This window comes from Stenotrophomonas sp. Steno-C17, from assembly GCF_056393165.1.
In genome coordinates, this window is sequence record NZ_JBWJPD010000001.1 from 265,067 (window position 1) to 285,818 (window position 20,752).

Annotated in this window: 18 protein-coding genes; 11 read left to right on the plus strand and 7 right to left on the minus strand. The window is 67.3% G+C overall.

All coding sequences use genetic code 11. The annotated features are described in order from the left end of the window. Positions 1–11 precede the first annotated feature (11 nt). The 5 genes from kdpA to AC06FA_RS01215 all read left to right on the plus strand — a co-directional run bounded on the left by kdpA (position 12) and on the right by AC06FA_RS01215 (position 7,890). The gene (kdpA, locus tag AC06FA_RS01195; RefSeq protein WP_478066760.1) at positions 12–1,745 is read left to right on the plus strand and encodes a potassium-transporting ATPase subunit KdpA; all 1,734 of its coding nucleotides are present in this window, start codon (positions 12–14) and stop codon (positions 1,743–1,745) included. Positions 1,746–1,770: 25 nt separating this feature from the next. Further along, complete coding sequence (gene kdpB / locus AC06FA_RS01200; protein ID WP_478066854.1) at positions 1,771–3,819, plus strand: potassium-transporting ATPase subunit KdpB; 2,049 nt, start codon at positions 1,771–1,773, stop codon at positions 3,817–3,819. A gap of 9 nt (positions 3,820–3,828) precedes the next feature. Further along, positions 3,829–4,455, plus strand: coding sequence for a potassium-transporting ATPase subunit KdpC (gene kdpC / locus AC06FA_RS01205; RefSeq protein WP_478066761.1), 627 nt, complete (start codon positions 3,829–3,831; stop codon positions 4,453–4,455). A gap of 71 nt (positions 4,456–4,526) precedes the next feature. After that, positions 4,527–7,178, plus strand: coding sequence for an ATP-binding protein (locus tag AC06FA_RS01210; protein WP_478066762.1), 2,652 nt, complete (start codon positions 4,527–4,529; stop codon positions 7,176–7,178). Between the two features lies 1 nt (position 7,179). Continuing rightward, on the plus strand, positions 7,180–7,890 hold the full coding sequence (locus tag AC06FA_RS01215) for a response regulator transcription factor (RefSeq protein ID WP_478066763.1): 711 nt from the start codon (positions 7,180–7,182) through the stop codon (positions 7,888–7,890). A 22-nt stretch (positions 7,891–7,912) separates the two neighbouring features. On the opposite strand, the gene AC06FA_RS01220 is transcribed toward AC06FA_RS01215, so the two are convergent. Together AC06FA_RS01220 and AC06FA_RS01225 are read right to left on the minus strand one after the other, a co-directional pair. Then, positions 7,913–9,028, minus strand: a complete 1,116-nt coding sequence (locus tag AC06FA_RS01220; protein WP_478066764.1) for an NADH:flavin oxidoreductase/NADH oxidase — start codon at positions 9,026–9,028, stop codon at positions 7,913–7,915. A gap of 45 nt (positions 9,029–9,073) precedes the next feature. After that, entirely contained in the window at positions 9,074–9,598 is a 525-nt protein-coding gene (locus AC06FA_RS01225; protein ID WP_478066765.1) for an SRPBCC family protein, read from the minus strand. 101 nt (positions 9,599–9,699) lie between these two features. Between AC06FA_RS01225 and AC06FA_RS01230 the strand changes: the two genes are divergently transcribed. The 5 genes from AC06FA_RS01230 to AC06FA_RS01250 all read left to right on the plus strand — a co-directional run bounded on the left by AC06FA_RS01230 (position 9,700) and on the right by AC06FA_RS01250 (position 16,460). Beyond that, a complete protein-coding gene (locus AC06FA_RS01230) occupies positions 9,700–10,590 on the plus strand; it encodes a LysR family transcriptional regulator (protein WP_478066766.1) in 891 nt (296 codons plus the stop codon). Positions 10,591–10,801: 211 nt separating this feature from the next. Continuing rightward, positions 10,802–11,794, plus strand: a complete 993-nt coding sequence (gene yddG / locus AC06FA_RS01235; protein WP_478066767.1) for an aromatic amino acid DMT transporter YddG — start codon at positions 10,802–10,804, stop codon at positions 11,792–11,794. A 138-nt stretch (positions 11,795–11,932) separates the two neighbouring features. Next, positions 11,933–14,674, plus strand: a complete 2,742-nt coding sequence (locus tag AC06FA_RS01240) for a TonB-dependent receptor (protein ID WP_478066768.1) — start codon at positions 11,933–11,935, stop codon at positions 14,672–14,674. Between the two features lie 27 nt (positions 14,675–14,701). Next, positions 14,702–15,661: a pectinesterase family protein gene (locus AC06FA_RS01245; protein WP_478066769.1), complete on the plus strand. Its 960-nt coding sequence runs from the start codon at positions 14,702–14,704 to the stop codon at positions 15,659–15,661. A gap of 367 nt (positions 15,662–16,028) precedes the next feature. Beyond that, positions 16,029–16,460, plus strand: a complete 432-nt coding sequence (locus tag AC06FA_RS01250; protein WP_478066770.1) for a CBS domain-containing protein — start codon at positions 16,029–16,031, stop codon at positions 16,458–16,460. A 103-nt stretch (positions 16,461–16,563) separates the two neighbouring features. Here AC06FA_RS01250 and AC06FA_RS01255 read toward each other — a convergent pair whose 3' ends face one another. From AC06FA_RS01255 to gloA, 4 genes are all read right to left on the minus strand, one after another. Then, positions 16,564–16,905 (minus strand): hypothetical protein, encoded by a 342-nt coding sequence (locus AC06FA_RS01255; RefSeq protein ID WP_478066771.1) that lies wholly within the window; start codon positions 16,903–16,905, stop codon positions 16,564–16,566. 90 nt (positions 16,906–16,995) lie between these two features. Then, positions 16,996–17,826, minus strand: coding sequence for an extracellular medium-chain-length polyhydroxyalkanoate depolymerase (locus AC06FA_RS01260; RefSeq protein WP_478066772.1), 831 nt, complete (start codon positions 17,824–17,826; stop codon positions 16,996–16,998). An 88-nt stretch (positions 17,827–17,914) separates the two neighbouring features. Further along, the gene (locus AC06FA_RS01265; protein WP_108754214.1) at positions 17,915–18,343 is read right to left on the minus strand and encodes a VOC family protein; all 429 of its coding nucleotides are present in this window, start codon (positions 18,341–18,343) and stop codon (positions 17,915–17,917) included. Positions 18,344–18,484: 141 nt separating this feature from the next. After that, entirely contained in the window at positions 18,485–19,003 is a 519-nt protein-coding gene (gloA, locus tag AC06FA_RS01270) for a lactoylglutathione lyase (protein ID WP_478066774.1), read from the minus strand. A gap of 124 nt (positions 19,004–19,127) precedes the next feature. Here gloA and AC06FA_RS01275 point away from each other — a divergent pair, with 124 nt between their 5' ends. Then, complete coding sequence (locus tag AC06FA_RS01275) at positions 19,128–20,240, plus strand: PLP-dependent cysteine synthase family protein (RefSeq protein WP_478066775.1); 1,113 nt, start codon at positions 19,128–19,130, stop codon at positions 20,238–20,240. A 132-nt stretch (positions 20,241–20,372) separates the two neighbouring features. Here AC06FA_RS01275 and AC06FA_RS01280 read toward each other — a convergent pair whose 3' ends face one another. Beyond that, positions 20,373–20,732: a hypothetical protein gene (locus AC06FA_RS01280; RefSeq protein ID WP_478066776.1), complete on the minus strand. Its 360-nt coding sequence runs from the start codon at positions 20,730–20,732 to the stop codon at positions 20,373–20,375. Positions 20,733–20,752: the final 20 nt, after the last annotated feature.

The window sequence follows — 20,752 nt, forward strand, 5'->3', positions numbered from 1 at the left end:
TGGGACATCCCATGTTCGAGTTCCTTTCCGTAATTGCGCTGGCCCTGCTGCTGGGCTGGCCCATCGGCCGCTATCTGGCGGCGGTGATGCGCGGCCAACCCATGTGGGGTGACCGCGTGTTTGGCCTGATCGAACGGCCGCTGTATCGCATCCTGGGCGTTGTACCCGGCCAGGGCATGGGCTGGAAGTCGTACGTCAAGGCCTTCCTGGTCAGCAACCTGGTGCTGGCCGTGCTGACCCTGGCCATCTTCATGACCCAGGCCTGGCTGCCGCTGAACCCCAACAACGCGCCCAACATGCGCTGGGACCTGGCGCTGCACACCATGGTCTCGTTCCTGACCAACACCAACCAGCAGCACTATTCCGGCCAGGCGCAGTTGTCCTACTTCGCGCAGATGACCGGCATCGTCGGCCTGCAGGTGATTACCCCGATGATGGGCCTGGCCCTGGTGGTGGCGACCCTGCGCGGCCTGTTTGGCGGGCGCAAGCGCGATCTGCTGGCCGATGCGGGCAAGGATCGCGCAACGCCGGTCGCTGCCAACGATGGCGAACCCGACCTGGGCAACTACTGGGCCGATATCATCCGCCCGGCGGTGCGCCTGATGCTGCCGCTGTGCCTGCTGTGGTCGATGCTGCTGACCTGGCAGGGCGTGCCGTCCACTCTCAATGGTGGCCCGGTGGCAACGCCCATCGACGCTTCGGCCGGCATGGCCGAGCAGAAGATTCCGTTGGGCCCGGTGGCCTCGATGGTGGCGGCCAAGCAGCTGGGGACCAATGGCGGTGGCTGGTATGGCCCCAACAGTGCCGTGCCGCTGGAAAACCCGACCGCGCTTTCCAACCTGCTGGAAACCCTGGCCCTGATCCTGATTCCGGTCAGCGTCGCCTTCATGGTCAGCGCCTTCACCGGCCGCCGCCGCTTCACCGCCCTGGTGGTGGGCACCATGCTGGCGATGTCGCTGGTCTCCACCGGTGTGGCCCTGTGGTCTGAATCGCTGTCGTCCACGAGCACGAACAGTGCGCTGATGGAGGGCAAGGAAGTGCGCTTCGGCGCCGACGCATCCGCGCTGTGGGCGGCGCTGACCACGCAGACCTCCAACGGTTCGGTGAACGCGATGCACGATTCGCTGGCGCCGCTTACCGGCATGGTCACGATCAGCAACATGCTGGTCAATTCCATCTGGGGTGGCATCGGCTGTGGCCTGCAGCAGTTCATCGTCTACCTGTTGCTGAGCGTGTTCCTGGCGGGCCTGATGACCGGTCGCACCCCGGAACTGTTCGGCCGCAAGATCGAGGCGCCCGAGGTGAAGCTGCTGGCCGTGCTGGTGCTGCTGCAGCCGCTGGTGCTGCTGACCCTTACTGCCATCACCCTGGCCGTGCCCAGCCTGACCGGCAACTCCAACCCGTCCTTCCACGGCATCAGCCAGGTGTTCTATGAATTCACCTCGGCCTTTGCCAACAACGGTTCCGGTTTCGAAGGACTGGGCGATGCCACCTACTGGTGGAACCTGACCTGTGCCGTGGTGCTGGCGCTGGGCCGCTACCCGGCTCTGATCATCCCGCTGGTCATCTCGGCGATGTTGGCGCGCAAACGTGCCGTTCCGGAAAGCCCGGGCACGCTGCATGTGGAAACGCCGACGTTCGCACTCACCCTGATCGCGGTGGTCGTCATCCTGACCCTGCTTCAGTTCATGCCGGTTCTGGTGCTGGGCCCCATCGCCGATCACCTGGCGCTCAAGGCCTTCTGAGGATTTCCCAATGACTGACACTTCCATGCATGCGGGGCAACGCCCCGGTCGCCCGGCGCTGCTTGATGCCGCCGGGTTCAAGGCCGCCGTCATTGCGTCCTTCGCCAAGCTGTCGCCTGGCCATGCCTTCCGCAACCCGGTGATGGCCGTGGTGTGGCTGGGTACCCTGCTCACCGCGGGCCTGACCATCGCCGGCAAGGCCACCACCGGCACCGGCTGGGCGGTCACCGCACTGCTGCTGGTCACGGTGCTGTTCGCCAACTTCGCCGAGGCCGTGGCCGAAGCGCGCGGTCGCGGCCAGGCCGCCTCGCTGCGCCGTGCACGCAAGGATCTGGTGGCACGCAAAATCAGCGACGCGGCCATGCCGGCCAGCGCGGTCTCGGTGCCGGCCGCCGAACTGCGCCCGGACGATCTGGTGGTGGTGTCGGCAGGCGAGATCGTGCCCGCCGACGGCGAAATCATCCGTGGCCTGGCCACCATCAACGAATCGGCGGTGACCGGCGAATCGGCACCGGTGCTGCGTGAGGCCGGTACCGACCGCTCCGGCGTGATCGGTGGCACCAAGGTGCTGTCCGACGAGATCGTGGTGCGGGTGACCGCCGAGCCGGGCAACAGTTTCCTGGACCGCATGATCTCGCTGGTGGAGGGTGCCAATCGGCAGAAGACCCCCAACGAGATCGCGCTGGGCCTGCTGCTGATCACCATGACGCTCACCTTCCTGATCGTGGTGCTGACCCTGCCGTCCATCGCAGGTTTCGTCGGCATTTCGCTGGACCCGCTGCTGCTGGTCGCGTTGCTGGTCTGCCTGATCCCGACCACCATCGGTGGCCTGCTGCCGGCCATCGGCATCGCCGGCATGAACCGCGCGCTGTCGTCCAACGTGCTGGCCAAATCGGGCAAGGCGGTGGAAGTGGCCGGTGACGTGGACGTGCTGCTGCTGGACAAGACCGGCACCATCACCCACGGCGATCGCCAGGCCACGGCGTTCCATCCGCTGGCGGGCGTGGACATGCAGCGCCTGCGCGAAGCAGCGCTGCTGTCCTCGCTGGCCGACCCGACCCCGGAAGGCAAGTCGATCGTGAAGCTGGCCCGCCAGCCGAACACGCCGATCGAGGAACCGGCCAACGCGCACTTCGTGCCGTTCAGCGCACACACCCGCATGTCCGGTGTGGACCTGAGCCTGGCCGATGGGCAGGTGCGTGCGATCCGCAAGGGCGCCATCGACGCCATGGTGAAGTACGCGCAGTCGCTGGGCTCGGAACCGTCGCCGGAACTGTCGGCGCGCGTGGAGCAGGTGGCCCGCAATGGCGCGACGCCGCTGGTGGTGGCCGATGGTCGCCACCTGCTGGGGGTGATCGAACTGTCCGACGTGGTCAAGCACGGCATCAAGGAAAAGTTCGCGCAGCTGCGTGCTATGGGCATCAAGACGGTGATGATCACCGGCGACAACCCGCTGACCGCCGCGGCCATCGCCGCCGAAGCCGGCGTGGACGACTACATCGCCGAGGCACGCCCGGAAGACAAGCTGGCCCGCATCCGCCAGGAACAGGCCTCGGGGCGACTGGTGGCGATGGTGGGCGACGGTACCAACGACGCACCGGCGCTGGCGCAGGCCGACGTCGGCCTGGCGATGAATTCGGGTACGCAGGCCGCCAAGGAAGCCGGCAACATGGTCGACCTGGATTCGGATCCGGCCAAGCTGCTGCAGGTGGTGGAAGTAGGCAAGCAGCAGTTGATCACCCGCGGCGCGCTGACCACGTTCTCGCTGGCCAACGACGTGTCCAAGTACTTCGCCATCCTGCCGGCGATGTTCGCCGCCGTGCCGTCGATGGCCGCGCTGAACGTGATGCACCTGTCCAGCCCGACCAACGCCGTGGTGGCCGCGCTGATCTTCAACGCGATCATCATTCCGATCCTGATTCCGCTGGCCCTGCGCGGTGTGCGCTTCCGTGCTGCCAGTGCCACCGCGCTGCTGCGCCGCAATGTGCTGGTGTACGGCCTGGGCGGCGTGTTGCTGCCGTTCCCGGCCATCAAACTGATCGACATGGCGCTGGCCGCCGTGTTCGGTGCCTGAGGACCTGTCATGAACAACATCATTGAACACGCTCCGTCCCGATCCACCGCTGCCCGCAGCGGCGTCTGGCGCGCTTCCATCGGCCTGGCGATCGTTTCGCTGCTGGGCTTCGGTTTCGTCTACTCGCTGGCGGCCACCCACCTGGGAAAACTGATGTTCCCCGCCGCCGCCAGCGGCAGCCTGATCGAGCGCGACGGCAAGGTGGTCGGCTCGTCGCTGGTGGCGCAGCCGTTTGCCGATGACCGCTACTTCCAGTCGCGCCCGTCGGCGGCGTCGTACGACGTGATGGCGCTGGCCGGCAGCAACCAGGCCCGCACCAATCCAGACCTGCGCAAACGGGTGGACGAGGCCCGCGCGGCGGTCGTTGCACGCGACGGCGTGGCGCCGGAGGCCGTGCCCAGCGATCTGGTCACCCAGTCCGGTGGCGGTATCGATCCGCATATCTCGCCGCAGGCCGCGCAGATCCAGGTGCAGCGCGTGGCCACAGCGCGTGGCATGCAGGTCGCCGATGTGCAGGCGCTGCTGGCCAAACACACCGAGGGCATGCGCTTCGGCCTCTACGGCGCGCCGCACGTGAACGTGCTGGAGCTGAACCTGGCGTTGGACCAGGTGGCAACGGCACCGTCCAGGCACTGAGCGCGACACGCGCGAATCGAGCCGCCCCTGTGCACGCACAGGGGCGTGCGCCACCTTGATGGAAGCGGGCCATGAACGAAGACCGCAGCGCCAAGGCCGATGCCCTGGCCGGAGAACTCCGCCGCCAGAACAGCGGCCACCTCACCGTATTCCTGGGCGCCGCACCGGGCGTGGGCAAGACCTACGCCATGCTGTCGCGTGCACGCGAACTGCGCCGGCAGGGCATCGACCTGGTGGTGGGGATCGTCGAAACCCACGGCCGCTCCGAAACCGCCGCGCTGGTGGACGGGCTGGAACTGATTCCACGCAGGCGGATTGAATACCAGGGGCGCAAGCTGCAGGAACTGGATGTCGATGCGATCCTGGCGCGTCGCCCGCAGGTGGCGTTGATCGATGAACTGGCCCGTCGCAACGTACCCGGCAGCCGCCATGAGCGCCGCTGGCAGGATGTGATCGATCTGCTGGATGCGGGTATCGATGTCTACACCACGATCAACATCCAGCACCTGGAAAGCCTGAACGACGTGGTCCATCGCATCACCGGCATCCGTGTCAGCGAGACCGTGCCCGATGCGGTGTTTGACCGCCTGCGCGACGTCCGCCTGGTGGATCTTCCTGCGCGCGAACTGATCGAACGGCTTAACCAGGGCAAGGTCTACCTGCCCGAACAGGCAACCCATGCGCTGCAGGCGTTCTTCTCGCCGTCCAACCTGGCCGCGCTGCGCGAACTGGCCATGCAGACCGCCGCCGACCATGTGGAAGAAGACCTGCGCGAATCGCAGATCGCGCGTGGCCTGCCCGGCATCGCCTTGCGCAACCGCGTGTTGATCGCCATCGATGGCATGGGCGCATCGGAATACATGGTGCGCGCGGGGCGCAGGATCGCCCAGCGCCGTGATGCGCCCTGGACCGTGGTGACCGTGCAGTCCGGCAAGCCGGTGGAGGCTGCACGCCAGGCCGAGCTTGACCGTGCATTCGCGCTGGCCCGCAGCCTGGGGGCGGAGGCGGAGGTGGTGCATGGCACCCACGTGGCCGATGCACTGCTGGACCATGCCGAACGCTGTGGTGCGTCCACCCTGATCGTGGGCCGCACCCGCGAGCGGCCGCTGGCGCGCATGGTCAATCGCACGCTGACCCAGCAGCTGCTGCAGCGCGGTGCACATTACGAACTGGTCATCATCAGCTCGCCCGAAGCGCGTGCGCGTGCGCGCCGCCGCCTGCGCATTCCGGACCGCTCGCTGCTGCGGCACGACCTGAGTGCTGCGGTGCTGGCGACGGTGGGCGCCATCGTCGCCTCGTGGATGGCGCAACGCTGGCTCGGAATCGACGATATGTCGATGGTGTTCATCGTGGCGGTGATCCTGGTGGCCACCCGCACCAGCATGCTGGGCGTGGTCGGCACCGCGGCGCTGTGCTTCTTCAGCTACAACTTCTTCTTCATCGAACCGACCTTCACCTTCAGTATCAGCGCCAACCGCGGCGTGGCCACGGTGGTCATCTTCCTGGTGGCGGCACTGGTGTGTGGCAGCCTGGCCACGCGCCTGCGCGCGCAGATCCTGGCGCTGCGCGCGGTCAATGCGCAGGCCACGATGATGGAACGGCTGGGACGCGGCCTGAGCAGTGCCGCCGATCTGGGCCAGGTGCTGCATGTGGGGCGCATTGCGATGGAGCGCAGCCTGGGGGTATCGGTCTGGATCCAGTCCGCCGACCGCACCGAGCAGTCGCCTGGCACGATGCTGCAGGCCACCGATCGGGCGGCGGCGGACTGGTCATTGGCCCACCGCCAGCAGGCCGGGCGCTTCACCGATACGCTGGCCGCCTCGCCGTGGTGGTTTGTTCCGCTGCTGGCCAACCGCACCGTGGTGGGCGTGATGGGGCTGCGCTGGGGCGAGGACGCGGGGCGCCTGGCGCCCGAGCAGCGCCGCCTGGCCGAAGCGATGATCGACGATGTGACCCAGGCCATCATGCGCACCCGGCTGGTGGCCGATCTGGAAGGCGCGCGGGTCAGCAACGAGACCGAGCGCCTGCGCTCGGCACTGCTGTCCTCGGTGTCGCACGACCTGCGCTCGCCGCTGGCCTCCATGATCGGTTCGGCCAGCAGCCTGGTCAGCTATCCCGATGCGTTGTCGGCCGAGGACAAGGCCAACCTGCTCGACACCATCCTGGAGGAAGGCGACCGCCTGGACCGCTACATCCAGAATCTGCTGGACATGACCCGGCTGGGCCACGACGGGCTGACCCTGAATCGCGACTGGGTGGGCGTGGATGAATTGATCGGGTCGGCATCGGGGCGTCTGCGCCGGTACCAGCCGGGGGTCAAGCTGGATGTGACCATTGCCGCCGACGTGCCGCCGATCTGGGTGCATCCGGCCCTGGTCGAACAGGGCCTGTTCAATGTGCTGGAGAACGCTGCGAAGTTCTCACCACCGGGGGCGGCGGTGGATGTGTCGGCACGCCTGCTGGGCGGCAACCTGCAGATCGATGTGCGCGATCGTGGCCCTGGCATTCCCGAGGACGAACGCAAGCGCATCTTCGACATGTTCTACAGCGTCGAGCGCGGCGACCGGAACCGCAAGGGCACCGGGCTGGGCCTGACCATCGCGCAGGGCATGATCGGTGCGCATGGTGGATCAGTGGAGGCGTTTTCCGGGCCGGATGGGGTGGGCACCGTCATCCGCATCACCCTGCCGATGCTGCGGCCGACGGCGGCAGGAGGGGCCTGAGATGATGCAACCTGCAACCGCCGAATCCGGTGTCAGCGTGCTGGTGATCGATGATGAGCCGCACATCCGCCGGTTCCTGCAGATCAGCCTGCGTGCCCAGGGGTACACGGTGCTGATGGCCGACGATGGGCAGGGCGGGCTGGACGTGGCGCGCAGCTGCCGGGTGGACATCATCGTGCTGGATGTCGGCCTGCCGGACATGGACGGGCATACGGTACTGGCCCAGCTGCGGACGTTTTCACCGGTGCCGGTGATCATGCTGACCGCCCGCGCGGGTGAGCGGGACAAGGTCGCCGCGCTCGATGCCGGCGCCCACGACTACGTCACCAAGCCGTTCGGCATTGATGAGCTGATGGCGCGCATCCGTGTTCTGCTGCGCTCGGCCAGCCGAAGCAGCGATGCGCCGTTCCGCTTCGATGACGGCTGCCTGTGCATCGACGACCAGACCCATGCCGTGACCTACGAAGGCGCCCCCCTGGCGCTGTCGCGCAAGGAGTACGCCCTGCTTCTGCTGCTGGCGCGCAACGCGGGGCGACTGGTGACCCAGCCGGTCATCCTGACCGAAATCTGGGGGCCCACCCACAACCGCGATGCGCACTACATCCGCATCCTGCTGGCGCGCCTTCGGCCCAAGATCGGCGACAGCGCCGCCGCACCCCGGTACATCCAGACGCTGCCCGGGGTGGGGTTGCAGTTCACCGCAAGCGGGTGAGGGCGGCGCTGCGCCTGCCGCGTTACTGCGCCGCGCCCTTGCCCGGGCCACGGTAGCGCGACAGCCAGTACGCATAGGGCGGCGGCAGCACGCCGGCCGGGTTCTGTTCGCCCAGTGCCAGCGCCAGTTGGTAGGGGTAGTGCGGGTTGGCCAGGTGCGCACGGGCGATCAACACCAGGTCCATGCTGCCCTCGGCCACCGCTTTTTCGGCCATGTGCGGGTCGTCGATGCACCAGCTTGCCGCCACCGGCATCTGCACGTCGCGCTTCAGGCGTGCGGCCACCGGAACGAAGAAGCCCGGGCCCCACGGCGCACGGCTGACGGCGGTGGAGAAGCCGATGCTGGCATCGATCAGGTCCAGCCCGCCATCGCGCAGGTCACGCACCAGCTGCATGGCCTCGTCGTAGAAGGTGTCATCGTGGCCGTCGTATTCCACAACGCCGAAGCGTGCGGTCAGCGGCAGGTGTTCGGGCCACACGCGGCGCACGGCGGCCAGGGTTTCGCGCAGGAAGCGGCCGCGGTTTTCAGCGCTGCCGCCGTAGGCATCGGTGCGCTGGTTGGCCACCGGCGAGAAGAAGCTCTGCGCCAGGTAGCCATGGGCGAAGTGCAGTTCCAGCCACTGGAAGCCGGCGGCAAGCGCGCGCTGGGCGGCGGCCACGAAATCGGCCTGCACGCGCGCGATGTCGTTCAGCGTCATTGCCTTCGGCACCTTGCCCAGCCCGCCGCCGAAGGCCAGCGCCGACGGCGCCAGCGTGGGCCAGCCGCGGCGGTCGCCCTCGGCGATATGGTCGTCGCCTTCCCACGGCAGGTTGGCGCTGGCCTTGCGCCCGGCGTGGCCGATCTGGATGCCCGGCACGGCACCCGCCGCCTTGATCGCCGCGGCGACCTGCGCCATGCCTTCGATCTGGCCGTCTTCCCACAGCCCGGCACAGCCGGGCGTGATGCGGCCTTCAGGGGAAACGGCGGTGGCTTCAACGATGACCAGACCGGCGCCACCTCGCGCCATGCCGGCGTAATGGGTGGCGTGCCAGTGGCTGAGATAGCCGTCGTGCGCCGAGTACTGGCACATGGGCGGAATGGCGATGCGGTTGCGGAGCGTGATGCCCTTCAGGGTGAAGGGACTGAACAGAGCGGTCATGAAGATCTCGGTAGTGGGGCTGCGAACGGGCGGGCAGGGACCGGCTCAGCGCGGCGGCAGGGCGCGGGCGGCGCCGACCAGGCCGTCCAGCCAGTCCTGGTGGCCGTTGATCATCGGGTTCGGCTTGGCCGCCTGCAGCGCCTTGGCCGGTGCGCCGTTCTGGGTTTCCTGGGTGAGGATGCGCACGCGGCCACCGTCCAGGTCTTCCACCAGCCAGGCATGGTGGACATCCAGCCGATCGGCGGCGCCTTCCTCGCCGGCCCAACCGTGCCAGGCCACCCGGCCCGGCATAGCGGCGGTCGGCGCAACGTATTCGGTGCAGCGGGCTTCGACCGGGAAGCCGAAGGTTTCAAAGTAGAAGCGGTCGCCTGCTGCCAGCACCGGGCCGCGGCCATCGTCGAAGCGGACGTTGGCCGAATTGGCGTAGTAGGTCGGCCAGTGCGCCGGGGTGGCCAGCAGCGGCCAGACGTCGGCCGCGGTCAGGCCGGCGACGATGACTTCATTGGAGACGAAATTGTCGGTCAGGCCCGGCAGGTAGCCGTCGGGCCAGTGGATGGCGTTCATTTTCATGGGGGAGTCGCGCAGGGGAGGGAAAGGGGGCTGTACAAGCGTAGGTGGCGCATGCCCATCGGTGATCTAATGGCGACTTATCCCATGGATAAAATCTGGTTATGCATAACCCGCAGTGGCTCCGTTCGTTCGCCGCCGTGGTTGCCCAAGGCAGCTTCACCCGTGCGGCCCAGCAGCTCGGCCTGACCCAGGCCGCAGTGAGCCAGCACGTGCGCCACCTGGAAGACGAACTGGGGCCGCTGTTGATCCGCCGGCCGCGGCAGATCGAACTGACCCCGGCGGGCACCGCGCTGCTGGCCTTCATCCAGGACATGGAGCGCGCGCAGGGGCGCTTGCGGGCGAGCCTGTCGCAGACGGTCTCGGACCAGGGCGAGGTCAGCCTGATCAGCCCCGGCAGCGTGGGCCTGGCGCTGTATCCCATCCTGCTGGACTACCAGCGCAATCACCCGGGGCTGGTGATCCGCCACCGTTTCGCGCCCGACCCCGAAGCGCTGCAGGCGGTGGTGAACAAACAGTACGAACTGGGCCTGGTGACGCTGAAGCCGGACGACCCGCGCGTGGCCGCCTCGGCCTTCACCGAGGAAGTGCTGGAACTGGTGGTGCCTGCCGGTGCGCAGGCCGAAGACTGGGAGGATCTGCAGCGGCTGGGCTTCATCGACCACCCCGATGGGCGGGCAATGGCCACCCGCCTGTTGTCGCGGCGCTTCCCGGGCAACCCCGGGGTGGGCACGCTGCCGGTGCACGGTTTCACCAACCAGGTCGCGCTGATCCTGGAGCCGGTGTCGCGCGGCCTGGGCTTCACCGTCATTCCGCGCCACGCGCGCGAGTCGTTCGCGCAGCCGGCGTTGATCGACACGGTGGAATGTGGCGATCCGGTGCGCGATACGCTGTGGCTGATCCACCGCGCGGAGTGGCCGCTGTCGGGCGCGGCACAGTGGCTGGTGGAGCGCCTGCGCGGGCTGCCACGCTTCCGCCGCGACCGCGCCACGTAGCGCCTGAACAGGGTTCTATTGCGGCGCAACATCGAAGGCGTACAATCCGCTTCGGCCAGTCGTCTGCTGTAACCCGCCTCCTGCCGTATTCCCCTGCAACGCACAGTGCCGGGGCATTCCGGGGACGTCGCTACGGACCAGCGTACTTCCCAGGACTCACCTGTTCCGCTGTCTGCCTGTTCCGTTGTCGGGGCCGGGCGCAGGCGGGCGCGTGCCTTTCAACCGAACTGCCCTTGTTGTCGTCGCCCCCATGTACGGCTTCCGCGCGCTGCGCGCTTCTGTGTCCCCCCATCTTCCTACCCTGATCGGTGCCAGTGCCGTGCTGCTGTGGAGCCCCACGCTGGGCATGCTGCGCACGATCAGCGAGATCTTCGGTGCCACCGGTGGCGCCGCACTGATCTTCACTGCCGCCGCGTTGTTTTCCGCGTTGATGCTGGGCATGCCGCGGCCTTCGCAGCTGCCGCGCCGCTACCTGCTGCTGGGCGGCGCGCTGTTCATCGGCACCGAGGCGTCGCTGTCGCTGTCCATCGGCCTGGCCCACCACCGTGGGCAGGCGCTGGAACTGGTGATGATCAATTACCTGTGGCCCTGCCTGACCGTGCTGCTGACCGTGCTGACCCGCCTGCAGCGCGGCAACTGGTTGCTGCTGCCGGCCACGGTGCTGTGCCTGCTGGGCGTGGTGATGGTGGTGACCGGCGAGGGCGCCTGGTCGCCGGCGGTGCTGTGGGGCAACCTGCGCAGCAACCCGTTGGCCTATGCGCTGGCACTGGGCGCGGCCTGCATGTGGGCGACCTATTCGCTGGTGACCAAGCGCATCGGCGGCACCCGCAATGCGGTACCGCTGTTCATGGCCGCCACCGCCGTGGTGCTGTGGCTGAAGTACCTGCTGGGCGATGCGCCGCCGCTGCACCTGCACTGGGGTGGGCTGGCGCAGGTGGCGGTGTTCGGCCTGCTCACCGCCACCGCCTATGGCTGCTGGAACCACGGCCTGCAGCACGGCAACGTCACCTCAATGGCGATCTTTTCCTACTTCGCGCCGGTGCTGTCGGTGCTGTGGAGCAGCCTGTGGCTGTCGCTGCAGCCGGGCATGGGCTTCGTGCGTGGGGTGGCCTGCGTGACCGCCGGTTCCCTGCTGTGCTGGTGGGCCACCCGGCCGCCGCGCGCGCTGCCACCGCCGGCGCCGCCGGCCACCCATACCGCCTGAAATCCCCTGGCTGGCTGTGGCGCCGTGCTGCGCCGCACGATGTTTCAGCCGGATGACACTGTTACGTTGCCTGTCCCCCGGTGTCATCGATTGATGCGCACCTACGACCGCCAGTAGCAGTGATTGCAAGGGATTTTCATGACGCACAGGCTGAATCGCAAAAAGACACCGGTTACCTTCGCGGCCAGCGCGCTGGCCAGCGCCGTGCTGCTGGCCCTGGCCGGCCCGGCCGCGGCGCAGGACAGCGGCGCCAACCCCACCGACCTGGATGCCGTGACCGTGACCGGCTATCGGGCCAGCGTGGAAAAAGCGCTGGACATCAAGCGCTCTGAAAAGGGCATGGTCGACGCGATCGTGGCCGAGGACATCGCCAACTTCCCCGACCTGAACCTGGCCGAATCGCTGCAGCGCATTCCCGGCGTCACCATCACCCGCGACGCCGGCGAAGGCCGCAATATTTCCGTGCGTGGGCTGGGCCCGGATTTCACCCGCGTGCGCATCAACGGCCTGGAAGCACTGACCACCGTCGGTGGCTCGGACCAGTCCGGTGGCACCAACCGCAGCCGCGGCTTCGACTTCAACGTGTTCGCCTCGGACCTGTTCTCGCAGCTGATCGTGCGCAAGACCGCCTCGGCTGACGTGGAAGAGGGCTCGCTGGGCGCCACGGTGGACCTGCGCACCGCGCGCCCGTTCGACTACGACGGCTTCACCTTTGCCGCCAGCGGGCAGGGCAGCTTCAACGATCTGTCGAACAAGGCCAGCCCGCGCGCGGCCGCGCTGATTGCCGATACCTGGGCCGATGGCCGCTTCGGTGGCCTGCTGTCGGTGGCCTATTCCGAGCGCCAGGTGCGCGAAGAAGGCAGCAATACCGGGCGCTGGTACAGCGCCAGCAGCAATGGCGGCTTCAATCCGGCGTCGCCGTTCACCGCCGGCCTGGCCGATGGCGTGTGGCACCCGTACTTCCCGCGCTACACCCTGCTGGAACACGACCAGAAGCGCCTGGGCGTGACCGCCGCGCTGCAGTGGAAGCCGACCGACAACACCGAATTCGCGTTGGATGCGCTGTACTCGAAGATCGATACCGTGCGCAGCGAGAAGTACATCGAAGCGATCTCGTTTGCCTACTCGGCACAGAAGCAGAACATGCTGCTGCGCGATGGCTACATCGATCCGACCTCCGGCGCGCTGCTGTACGGCGTGTTCGACGGTGCCGGCGTGCGTTCGGAACAGCGCCGCGACGAGTGGAGCACCGAGTTCAAGCAGGTCTCGCTCAGTGGCGAACACCGCTTCAGCGATGCGTTCAAGATCAACCTGCTGGCCGGGCATTCCAGTTCCAAGCACGCCAACCCGGTGCAGACCACGTTGATCATGGACAAGGCCAACGTGGCCGGCTACAGCTACGATTTCCGCGACAGCGTCACCCACCCGACCTTCAACTACGGCATCGACCCGACCGATGCCACGGGCTGGACCCTGGCCGAAGTGCGCCTGCGCCCGCAGTACGCCACCAATACCTTCGACACCGCCGCGCTGGATTTCAGCTGGAACTTCGGGCCGTCGTTCACCCTGAAGGGCGGTCTGCTGGCCAAGGACTACCAGTTCGACACCAGCGAATACCGCCGACAGAGCGAGACGGTGGTGCCGGCCTTCGCCGATGGCAGCTACACCGTGCCGGCAGCGATGGTGGACATCGCGCGCCTGGGCGGCGTGGCCGGTGCGCCCGAGGCCTGGGCGGTGCCCGATCTTGCCGCGCTGTCGCAGCTGCTGGGCATCTACAGCGGGCAGGGCATCTACCAGTTGTACGAACGCAACGCCACGCGGCGCAGCGTGGAAGAGCGCGACCGCGGTGCATGGCTGATGGGTGAGTTCGGCTTCGATATCGGCAGCGTGCCGGTGTCGGGCAACGTGGGCGTGCGCCGGGTGAAGACCACCCAGTCGTCCACCGGCTATTCCACCGTGGACGGGGCGATGGTGCTGACCCATGTCTCGCGCGACTACACCGACACGCTGCCCTCGCTGAACCTGGTGGCCGAGCTGGGCCCCGACGTGATGCTGCGCTTCGGTGCGGCCAAGGTGATGGCGCGGCCGGGGCTGTCATCGCTTACGCCGGGCACCACCCTCAGCCTGTCCAGCGGCCACCGCTACGTGAACGGCGGCAACCCCAACCTGGACCCGATCCGCGCACGCACGCTGGACCTGGGCGTGGAGTGGTACTTCCAGGAAGGCGGCCTGCTGGGCCTGGCGCTGTTCCACAAGGACATCGAAAGCTTCGTGCAGGGCACCAGCACGGTGATGCCGTTCACCGCCAGCGGCCTGCCGGCCAGTCTGCTCGACGGCACCGGCGTATCGCCCAACGAGGACTTCACCTTCACCCGCCCGCTGAACACCCCGGGCGGTGACCTGAAGGGCGCCGAGTTCAACTACGTGCAGCCCTTCAGCTTCCTGCCCGGGCGCTGGAGCAACCTGGGCCTGCAGTTGAACTACACCTGGGTGGATTCGCAGATCCAGTACCTCACCTCCACCGGTGCGGCATCGCTGAAGACCGACCTGACCGGGCTGTCGAAGAATGCGTACAACAGCACGCTGTTCTACGAAGGCGAAAAGCTGGGCGCGCGCGTGTCCTACACCCACCGTGACGGCTACTACACGCAGGTACCGGCCAGCGTGCAGGGCTTCAGCTTCCACGGCATGGACGCGGTGGACACGGTGGATGCCTCGATCAGCTGGAAGATCGATGACCAGCTGGAAATCAGCCTGGAAGCGATCAACCTGACCAACGAAACCAGCAACGAATGGGTGGGCACCACGGCCTGGAAGCTGCCGCTGACCTACACCCAGACCGGGCGCGAGTACCTGGTCGGCCTGCGCTACAAGTTCTGACCGTTGCCACGTCCCGCAGGAGCCAATATGCGTATTCCATGCCGTCGTTTTCTTCCCCTGGCGATGCTGCTGTGGTGCGCCAGCCTGCCGGCCACTGCCCGTGACTGGGTGGTGGCCGCCGATGGCAGCGGCGACTACCGCAGCGTGCAGGCGGCCATCGATGCGGTGCCCGATGGCAACCGCACGCGGCAGGTGATCGTACTGCGCGAAGGCCTGTACCGCGGCGTAGTGAAAGTGCCGAAGGAGAAGAGCCGGATCACCCTGCGCGGCGCCGGTGCGGGCGCCTCGATCATCAGCTGGAACAACTACGCCGACCTGGTGGACCCGGCCACCGGCAAGGCGAAGCGCACCAGTGGTTCGGCCACGGTCTACGTGTACGGCGATGAGTTCATCGCCGAAGACCTGACCATCGAAAACACGGCCGGCAATGTCGGCCAGGCACTGGCGCTGTACGCGGCGTCGCCACGCGGTGGTTTCCGCAACGTGCGCCTGCTCGGCAACCAGGACACGCTGTACACCCACGAAGGCAGCGTGCTGCATTTCAAGGACTGCTATATCGAAGGCACGGTGGACTTCATCTTCGGCGCGGCCACAGCGCTGTTCGACGACTGCACGATCGTGTCCAAGGGGCGGCTGGGCTGGGTGACTGCCGCGTCCACCCCGGAAGGGCAGCGCTTCGGCTACGTGTTCCGGCGTGCGCTGCTGCGTGGCGAAGGGGTGGGCACCACCTACCTGGGCCGGCCGTGGCGGCCGTTCGCGCGCACGGTGTTCCTGCAGTCCAACCTGGGCCCGCACATCGTGCAGGCGGGCTGGCACAACTGGGACAAGCCCGATGCCGAACGTACCACTTACTACGGTGAGTTCGGCAGCATCGGGCCTGGCGCTTCGCCGGAGGAGCGTGTGCCGTGGTCGCACCACCTGTCGGGCGATGAAGCGGCGCAGTACAGCACCGAGGCGGTGCTGGGCAGCTGGCGCCCGTTCCCCTGACTTTGCAGGGTCGGGCGGCTGCGCATGCGTCGGCCGTCGTGGCGCGAACTTTAGTGCTGCCGGGCGGCTGTATTCAGCGCCGGTTTCAGCGCGGGTGCGATTCTCGGAATCGTCGACAGGTTCCACGACGAACTGTCCCACCGGTGCCGGTAGTGGCCGCTCAGGGCAGTCGTAGAATCGAATCGACCGGGGCCTCCGCTGCTGCTGCAGCGTTCGGTTTCGATCGCGTTGCAGCACGCCGACTGCCCATTGTTTTTACCGGCAGGTGGCATGCGCCAGACGTGCGCTGAAAGGTCTGTTCCCGGGGAGGGGGCGATTCGGAAGAGCACACTTTTTTGACTTCAGTGACCTGCACCAGGAAACAAGAATGAACGTCCGCGAACTCCTGCAATCGAAGAAAGAAGCTGTCATCACCATCGACGCCGAAGACACGATCGGTGCCGCCGCGCACAAGATGAGCGCGAACCGTATCGCCGCGTTGGTCGTGATCAAGGACGGTGCCCCGGTGGGCATCATTTCCGAAAAAGACATCGTGCGCGTGCTGGCCGACGACGGCCCGCAGGCCGGCCGCCGGGTCATTTCCACGCTGCCTTCCACCGGCCTGGAAGGCATTGCGCCGGACGCCACGCTGAAGCAGGCCATGTCGCTGATGACGTACTCGCGCCGCCGCCACCTGATGGTGACCGAGGGCAACACGCTGGTCGGCATCCTCAGCCTGGGCGATATCGTGAAGAACCTGCTGGGCGAGCTGGAGCTGGAAAAGGCCGTGCTGCAGGACATCTACATGGCGGCACACTGAGTGCCGTGTGCGCGCCGGGGTCGGCCCCGGCGCGCAGCAGGTCTTCTTGAGACGGAAACGCTGCAACAGCGCGAAAGCCCAAAGGCTGTGCCGAGGGCACACATCACCCGACCGGGGCCGCAGGGTCCTCAGAAAACTCCTGATCGTGCGCTGCGATCGCGTCTTCGATGGTGTCAAACCAATCGCAGCGTTCGAGCGGGCTTTGCTCACGAAAAAGCTGGACGTACTGCAGAAAGAAGCGAGCGAGACTATCGGGATCGTCGTCGGAGAAGAAATCCGCGCTGTGTACCGCATGCAGGCCTGATGCCGTGTGGGTCAACACGGTGTAGCGCACGCAGGCGCCTTTTGGCAGACGCCGCCAGACGTCGCTTCTTACGTACAGGTCCATCTCGTTCACCGTGTTGTCCTTGCGGAAGACGTTCTGATTTTCCGGGCTGCCAGCCATGGGCTGGCACTACTATCCGCCGGGCATGGCCCGGCGCTACCGGTATGCACACTGGCACGTACAACGGGTGCCGAACCTGCGGTCTGCGCCTTACGGATGTGCGTCGAACCAGGCCAGCACGCGCGCCGGTGAACTGGCGAACCATTCATGCCCGCCCAGCGGTTCGGTGTACAGCGCCGTTTCCAGGCCCTGGTCCTGCAGGCGGGTGAAGTAGCGGTTGGTGGTCCACCACGGCACCACCGGGTCGATGAAGCCCTGCAGGAACAAGGTGGGCGGATGGTCGGACGGCAGCACCGCCGGCACATCGCACAGCGGCCCGCTGCAGGTAGCGTAAGAGCCGGACTGGATGGCCAGCGCGCGGAACTCGCCCGGGAACGAAACGGCCATGCGACTGGTGTTGTAGCCGCCGCTGGAAATGCCGGTGGCATAGCGCCGCAGCGGGTCGAGCGGGCCGAACTGGCCGGCGGCAATCGCATCGAAGACGTTGCTGAGGAAATCGTAATCGGTGCCCAGCTCGTAGGCCGCACTCAGGCCCGGCACGTTGGTCTGCCAGAACAGATCGGCCGGCGCGGCCGGTGCCACCACCGCGTAACCGTGGTCGAGCAGGGTCTGGATCAGCTTGCCTTCGTAATAGCCGCCAAACGGCTGGTTGCTGCGGTAATCGAAATTCTGCAGCGGGAAGAACGAGCCCTGGTAGACCAGCACCACCGGCCAGCCGTGTGTGGGCGGTGTGCCCAGTGGCAGCTGGTAGGTCACCCGGCGTTGGCCGACCACGCCCGAATCGATCCACGCGGTCTGGTGCGTGCAGGTCACCCGCGCGGGCGTCAGCAGGCCGCGCGGCGTATCGGTGCAGCGCGATTGCGCAACGGCGTTCTGGCCCAGCAGGGCCCACAGCAACAGGCACGACAGCCACATCCTCATTGCACGCTCCTTGCAGACAGGGACGGCGGGGATCCGCTCGCTTCCGTCCCACTGAGGTAGAGCGACGCGATCCCCTTCGTCGCTGGGTTCAGAAGGTGACTTTCACCGAGTCGGCGCTGTAGCGGGCAGGGCCGTGGTAGACCACTTCGATGTTGTTGCCATCGGGGTCGAGCACGAACGCCCCGTAGTAGCCGGGGTGGTAGGGGCGCTCGCCAGGGGCGCCGTTGTCGGTGCCGCCGGCGGCCAGTGCGGCGCGGTGGAAGGCATCGACGGTGGCCGCATCACGGGCCTGGAACGCCAGGTGGTGGCGGCCGGTCAGCTGGCCGGCGGCGGCCCCGCTGCTGGCGGTGGAAATGAACAGTTCGTCGGCCCAGAAATAGTCCGGGCCTTCGCCGGCCACCGGAATGCCGATCGTGTCGAACACCGCCTGGTAGAAGCGGCGGCTGGCGGCCAGGTCGCGCACCACCAGTTGCAGGTGGTCGATCAGGCGGCCGCGGTGCAGCTCCATCGTTTCCATACGCACCTCATCAAAGTGGCTCGTTGGTAGCGCCGGGCCGTGCCCGGCGAGCGCTTGGCGCGGCCTGCTTCCGGTGCCGTGAGGCCCGGAGGCGGCCGCCGGGCATGGCCCGGCGCTACCGGAACGATACCTTCTTTTGGATCAGGTATTGGCGATGATCTCGACCCAGTAGCCGTCCGGGTCCTTGATGAAGGCGATGTTCTTCATGCGGCCGTCGGTCAGGCGCTTCTGGAACGGCACGCCCAGATCCTCGAAACGCTGGCAGGCCGCTTCCAGGGCCGGCACCGACACACACAGGTGGCCGAAGCCGCGCGGGTCGCTGTTGCCGTCGTGGTAGACCGGGCCGTCCTGGCTTTCCGTGCCGTGGTTGTGGGTCAGTTCCAGCACGCCCGGCAGGCCGGCCATCCACACCCGGCGGGTGGCATCGTCTTCCGGCACGGTCACGCCGGCCGGCACGTAGGCCAGGAAGTACAGGCTGAACTGGGCTTCGGCGAAATCGCGCTTGTCGATCAGCTGGTAGCCCAGCACGCGGGTGTAGAAGTCCAGCGAGGCGGTGATGTCCTTCACCCGCAGCATGGTGTGGTTGAACACGAAGCCGTGGGTTTCGGCCGGGGCCTGGGCAGCCACGCCGGGAATGTCGCGCAGGGCGGGAAGGGTCATGGGGGAAGTCCTTCAGACAGGGCCGGGAACGGCCGGATAGGTCATTCTAACGGGCGCCTGCGGTGAGGATTGCGGCATACAATGGGCGGATCGCACCGTTCCGTCCTGACAACGACTCTCCGCCATGTCGCAGCGTGAATGGGTGGCCGCCGCCATCCGCAAGATCGAAGCCGATTTCAACCGGTCCGCCGATACCCATCTGATCCCGCTGGCGCTGCCCGGGTTCGCCGGGATCGATGTCTATCTGAAAGACGAGTCGAGCCACCCCACCGGCAGCCTCAAGCACCGGCTGGCACGTTCGCTGTTCCTGTATGCGCTGGCCAATGGCTGGCTGCGCGAGGGGCGGCCGGTGATCGAGGCGTCCAGCGGCTCCACCGCGGTGTCTGAAGCGTACTTCGCGCGGCTGCTGGGGCTGCCGTTCGTGGCGGTCATCCCGGCCAGCACCTCGCCGGAAAAGATCGCAGCCATCGAATTCCATGGCGGGCGCTGCCACCTGGTCGAGCGCGCCTGCGACCTGAACTGCGAATCCGAACGCCTGGCCCGCGAAACCGGCGGCCACTTCATGGACCAGTTCACCTACGCCGAGCGCGCCACCGACTGGCGCGCGAACAACAACATCGCCGAATCCATCTTCAAGCAGATGGCCGAAGAGCCCAGCCCGGTGCCGGACTGGATCGTGTGCAGCCCGGGCACCGGCGGCACCGCCGCCACCCTGGGCCGTTATGTCAGCTACCGCCGCCACGACACGCGCATCCTGTGCGCCGACCCGGAAGTGTCGGTGTTCTACGCCGGCTACCAGGCGGCGGTGGCCGGTGAACGGGACTGGCGCGGGCTGACCTGCAGCGGCGGTTCGCGGGTGGAAGGCATCGGCCGGCCGCGGGTGGAACCGAGCTTCATTCCCACCAGCGTGGATGCCATGGTGAAGGTGCCCGACGCACTGAGCCTGGCGGCCATGCGCCATGTCGGCCGCCAGCTGGGGCGCCGCGTAGGCGGTTCCACCGGCACCAATTTCATCGGCGTGCTGCAGGCCGCGCAGTGGATGCGCGCGGCCGGGCGCAGCGGCAGCATCGTCAGCATCCTGTGCGATGCCGGCGAGCGCTATGCGCATAGTTATTACAACCCCGAGTGGTACGTGAAGCAGGGCATCGACGTGGACAGCGCCGACGCACAGCTGGCCGCCGCAGTGGCAGGGCAGGGCCTGCCCGAGCTGGCGTGCTGCAGCCTGGAAGCGCTGTAACGCAGCGACCTCATCCGCCGGGCATGGCCCGGCGCTACCACGGTGGGTGGCACGTTAGCGCCGGGCCATGCCCGGCGAGCGAAGCGGTGGTCAAGGTAGCGCCGGGCCATGCCCGGCGGTCGCGATGGCGTCTCAATACCCCGCCGCCAGGAACGCATCCAGCACCGCATCGCGCAGTGCATCGGGCAAGGCTTCGATATCCATCGCGCGGTCATCCAGATGCAGGTGCGGGTCCAGACTGCTGGCCCGGCCCTGCGCCAGTGCCTGCAGCCACAGCAGCACGCAGATCACGAACTCGCGCTCGTGCCCGGGATGCAGATGGCTGGCACCGCGTTCGATCACCTCGAACGGATACCACTCCTGGGTCTCGCTCAATCGGCCGCCCTGTTGCTGCACGGCCTGCAGTTGGGCAAGGTGGCGCGGCGCATCGTCGCCGGCGTCGCATAACGCGGCGATCCAGGCCAGCTCGGTCGCGCTGGCCGTCAGGGCCATCGACCGGCCGGGTGCTGCGG

What these genes read in the sequence shown, in the direction of transcription:
- AC06FA_RS01275 (WP_478066775.1), top strand. Translation starts at nt 19,128, where the DNA reads ATGTCGCAGCGTGAATGGGTGGCCGCCGCCATCCGCAAGATCGAAGCC.
- AC06FA_RS01255 (WP_478066771.1), bottom strand. Translation starts at nt 16,905, where the DNA reads ATGGCTGGCAGCCCGGAAAATCAGAACGTCTTCCGCAAGGACAACACG.
- AC06FA_RS01230 (WP_478066766.1), top strand. Translation starts at nt 9,700, where the DNA reads ATGCATAACCCGCAGTGGCTCCGTTCGTTCGCCGCCGTGGTTGCCCAA.
- AC06FA_RS01210 (WP_478066762.1), top strand. Translation starts at nt 4,527, where the DNA reads ATGAACGAAGACCGCAGCGCCAAGGCCGATGCCCTGGCCGGAGAACTC.
- AC06FA_RS01265 (WP_108754214.1), bottom strand. Translation starts at nt 18,343, where the DNA reads ATGGAAACGATGGAGCTGCACCGCGGCCGCCTGATCGACCACCTGCAA.
- kdpC (WP_478066761.1), top strand. Translation starts at nt 3,829, where the DNA reads ATGAACAACATCATTGAACACGCTCCGTCCCGATCCACCGCTGCCCGC.
- AC06FA_RS01245 (WP_478066769.1), top strand. Translation starts at nt 14,702, where the DNA reads ATGCGTATTCCATGCCGTCGTTTTCTTCCCCTGGCGATGCTGCTGTGG.
- gloA (WP_478066774.1), bottom strand. Translation starts at nt 19,003, where the DNA reads ATGACCCTTCCCGCCCTGCGCGACATTCCCGGCGTGGCTGCCCAGGCC.
- kdpB (WP_478066854.1), top strand. Translation starts at nt 1,771, where the DNA reads ATGCATGCGGGGCAACGCCCCGGTCGCCCGGCGCTGCTTGATGCCGCC.
- kdpA (WP_478066760.1), top strand. Translation starts at nt 12, where the DNA reads ATGTTCGAGTTCCTTTCCGTAATTGCGCTGGCCCTGCTGCTGGGCTGG.
- AC06FA_RS01225 (WP_478066765.1), bottom strand. Translation starts at nt 9,598, where the DNA reads ATGAAAATGAACGCCATCCACTGGCCCGACGGCTACCTGCCGGGCCTG.
- AC06FA_RS01215 (WP_478066763.1), top strand. Translation starts at nt 7,180, where the DNA reads ATGATGCAACCTGCAACCGCCGAATCCGGTGTCAGCGTGCTGGTGATC.
- AC06FA_RS01280 (WP_478066776.1), bottom strand. Translation starts at nt 20,732, where the DNA reads ATGGCCCTGACGGCCAGCGCGACCGAGCTGGCCTGGATCGCCGCGTTA.
- AC06FA_RS01250 (WP_478066770.1), top strand. Translation starts at nt 16,029, where the DNA reads ATGAACGTCCGCGAACTCCTGCAATCGAAGAAAGAAGCTGTCATCACC.
- AC06FA_RS01260 (WP_478066772.1), bottom strand. Translation starts at nt 17,826, where the DNA reads ATGAGGATGTGGCTGTCGTGCCTGTTGCTGTGGGCCCTGCTGGGCCAG.
- AC06FA_RS01240 (WP_478066768.1), top strand. Translation starts at nt 11,933, where the DNA reads ATGACGCACAGGCTGAATCGCAAAAAGACACCGGTTACCTTCGCGGCC.
- AC06FA_RS01220 (WP_478066764.1), bottom strand. Translation starts at nt 9,028, where the DNA reads ATGACCGCTCTGTTCAGTCCCTTCACCCTGAAGGGCATCACGCTCCGC.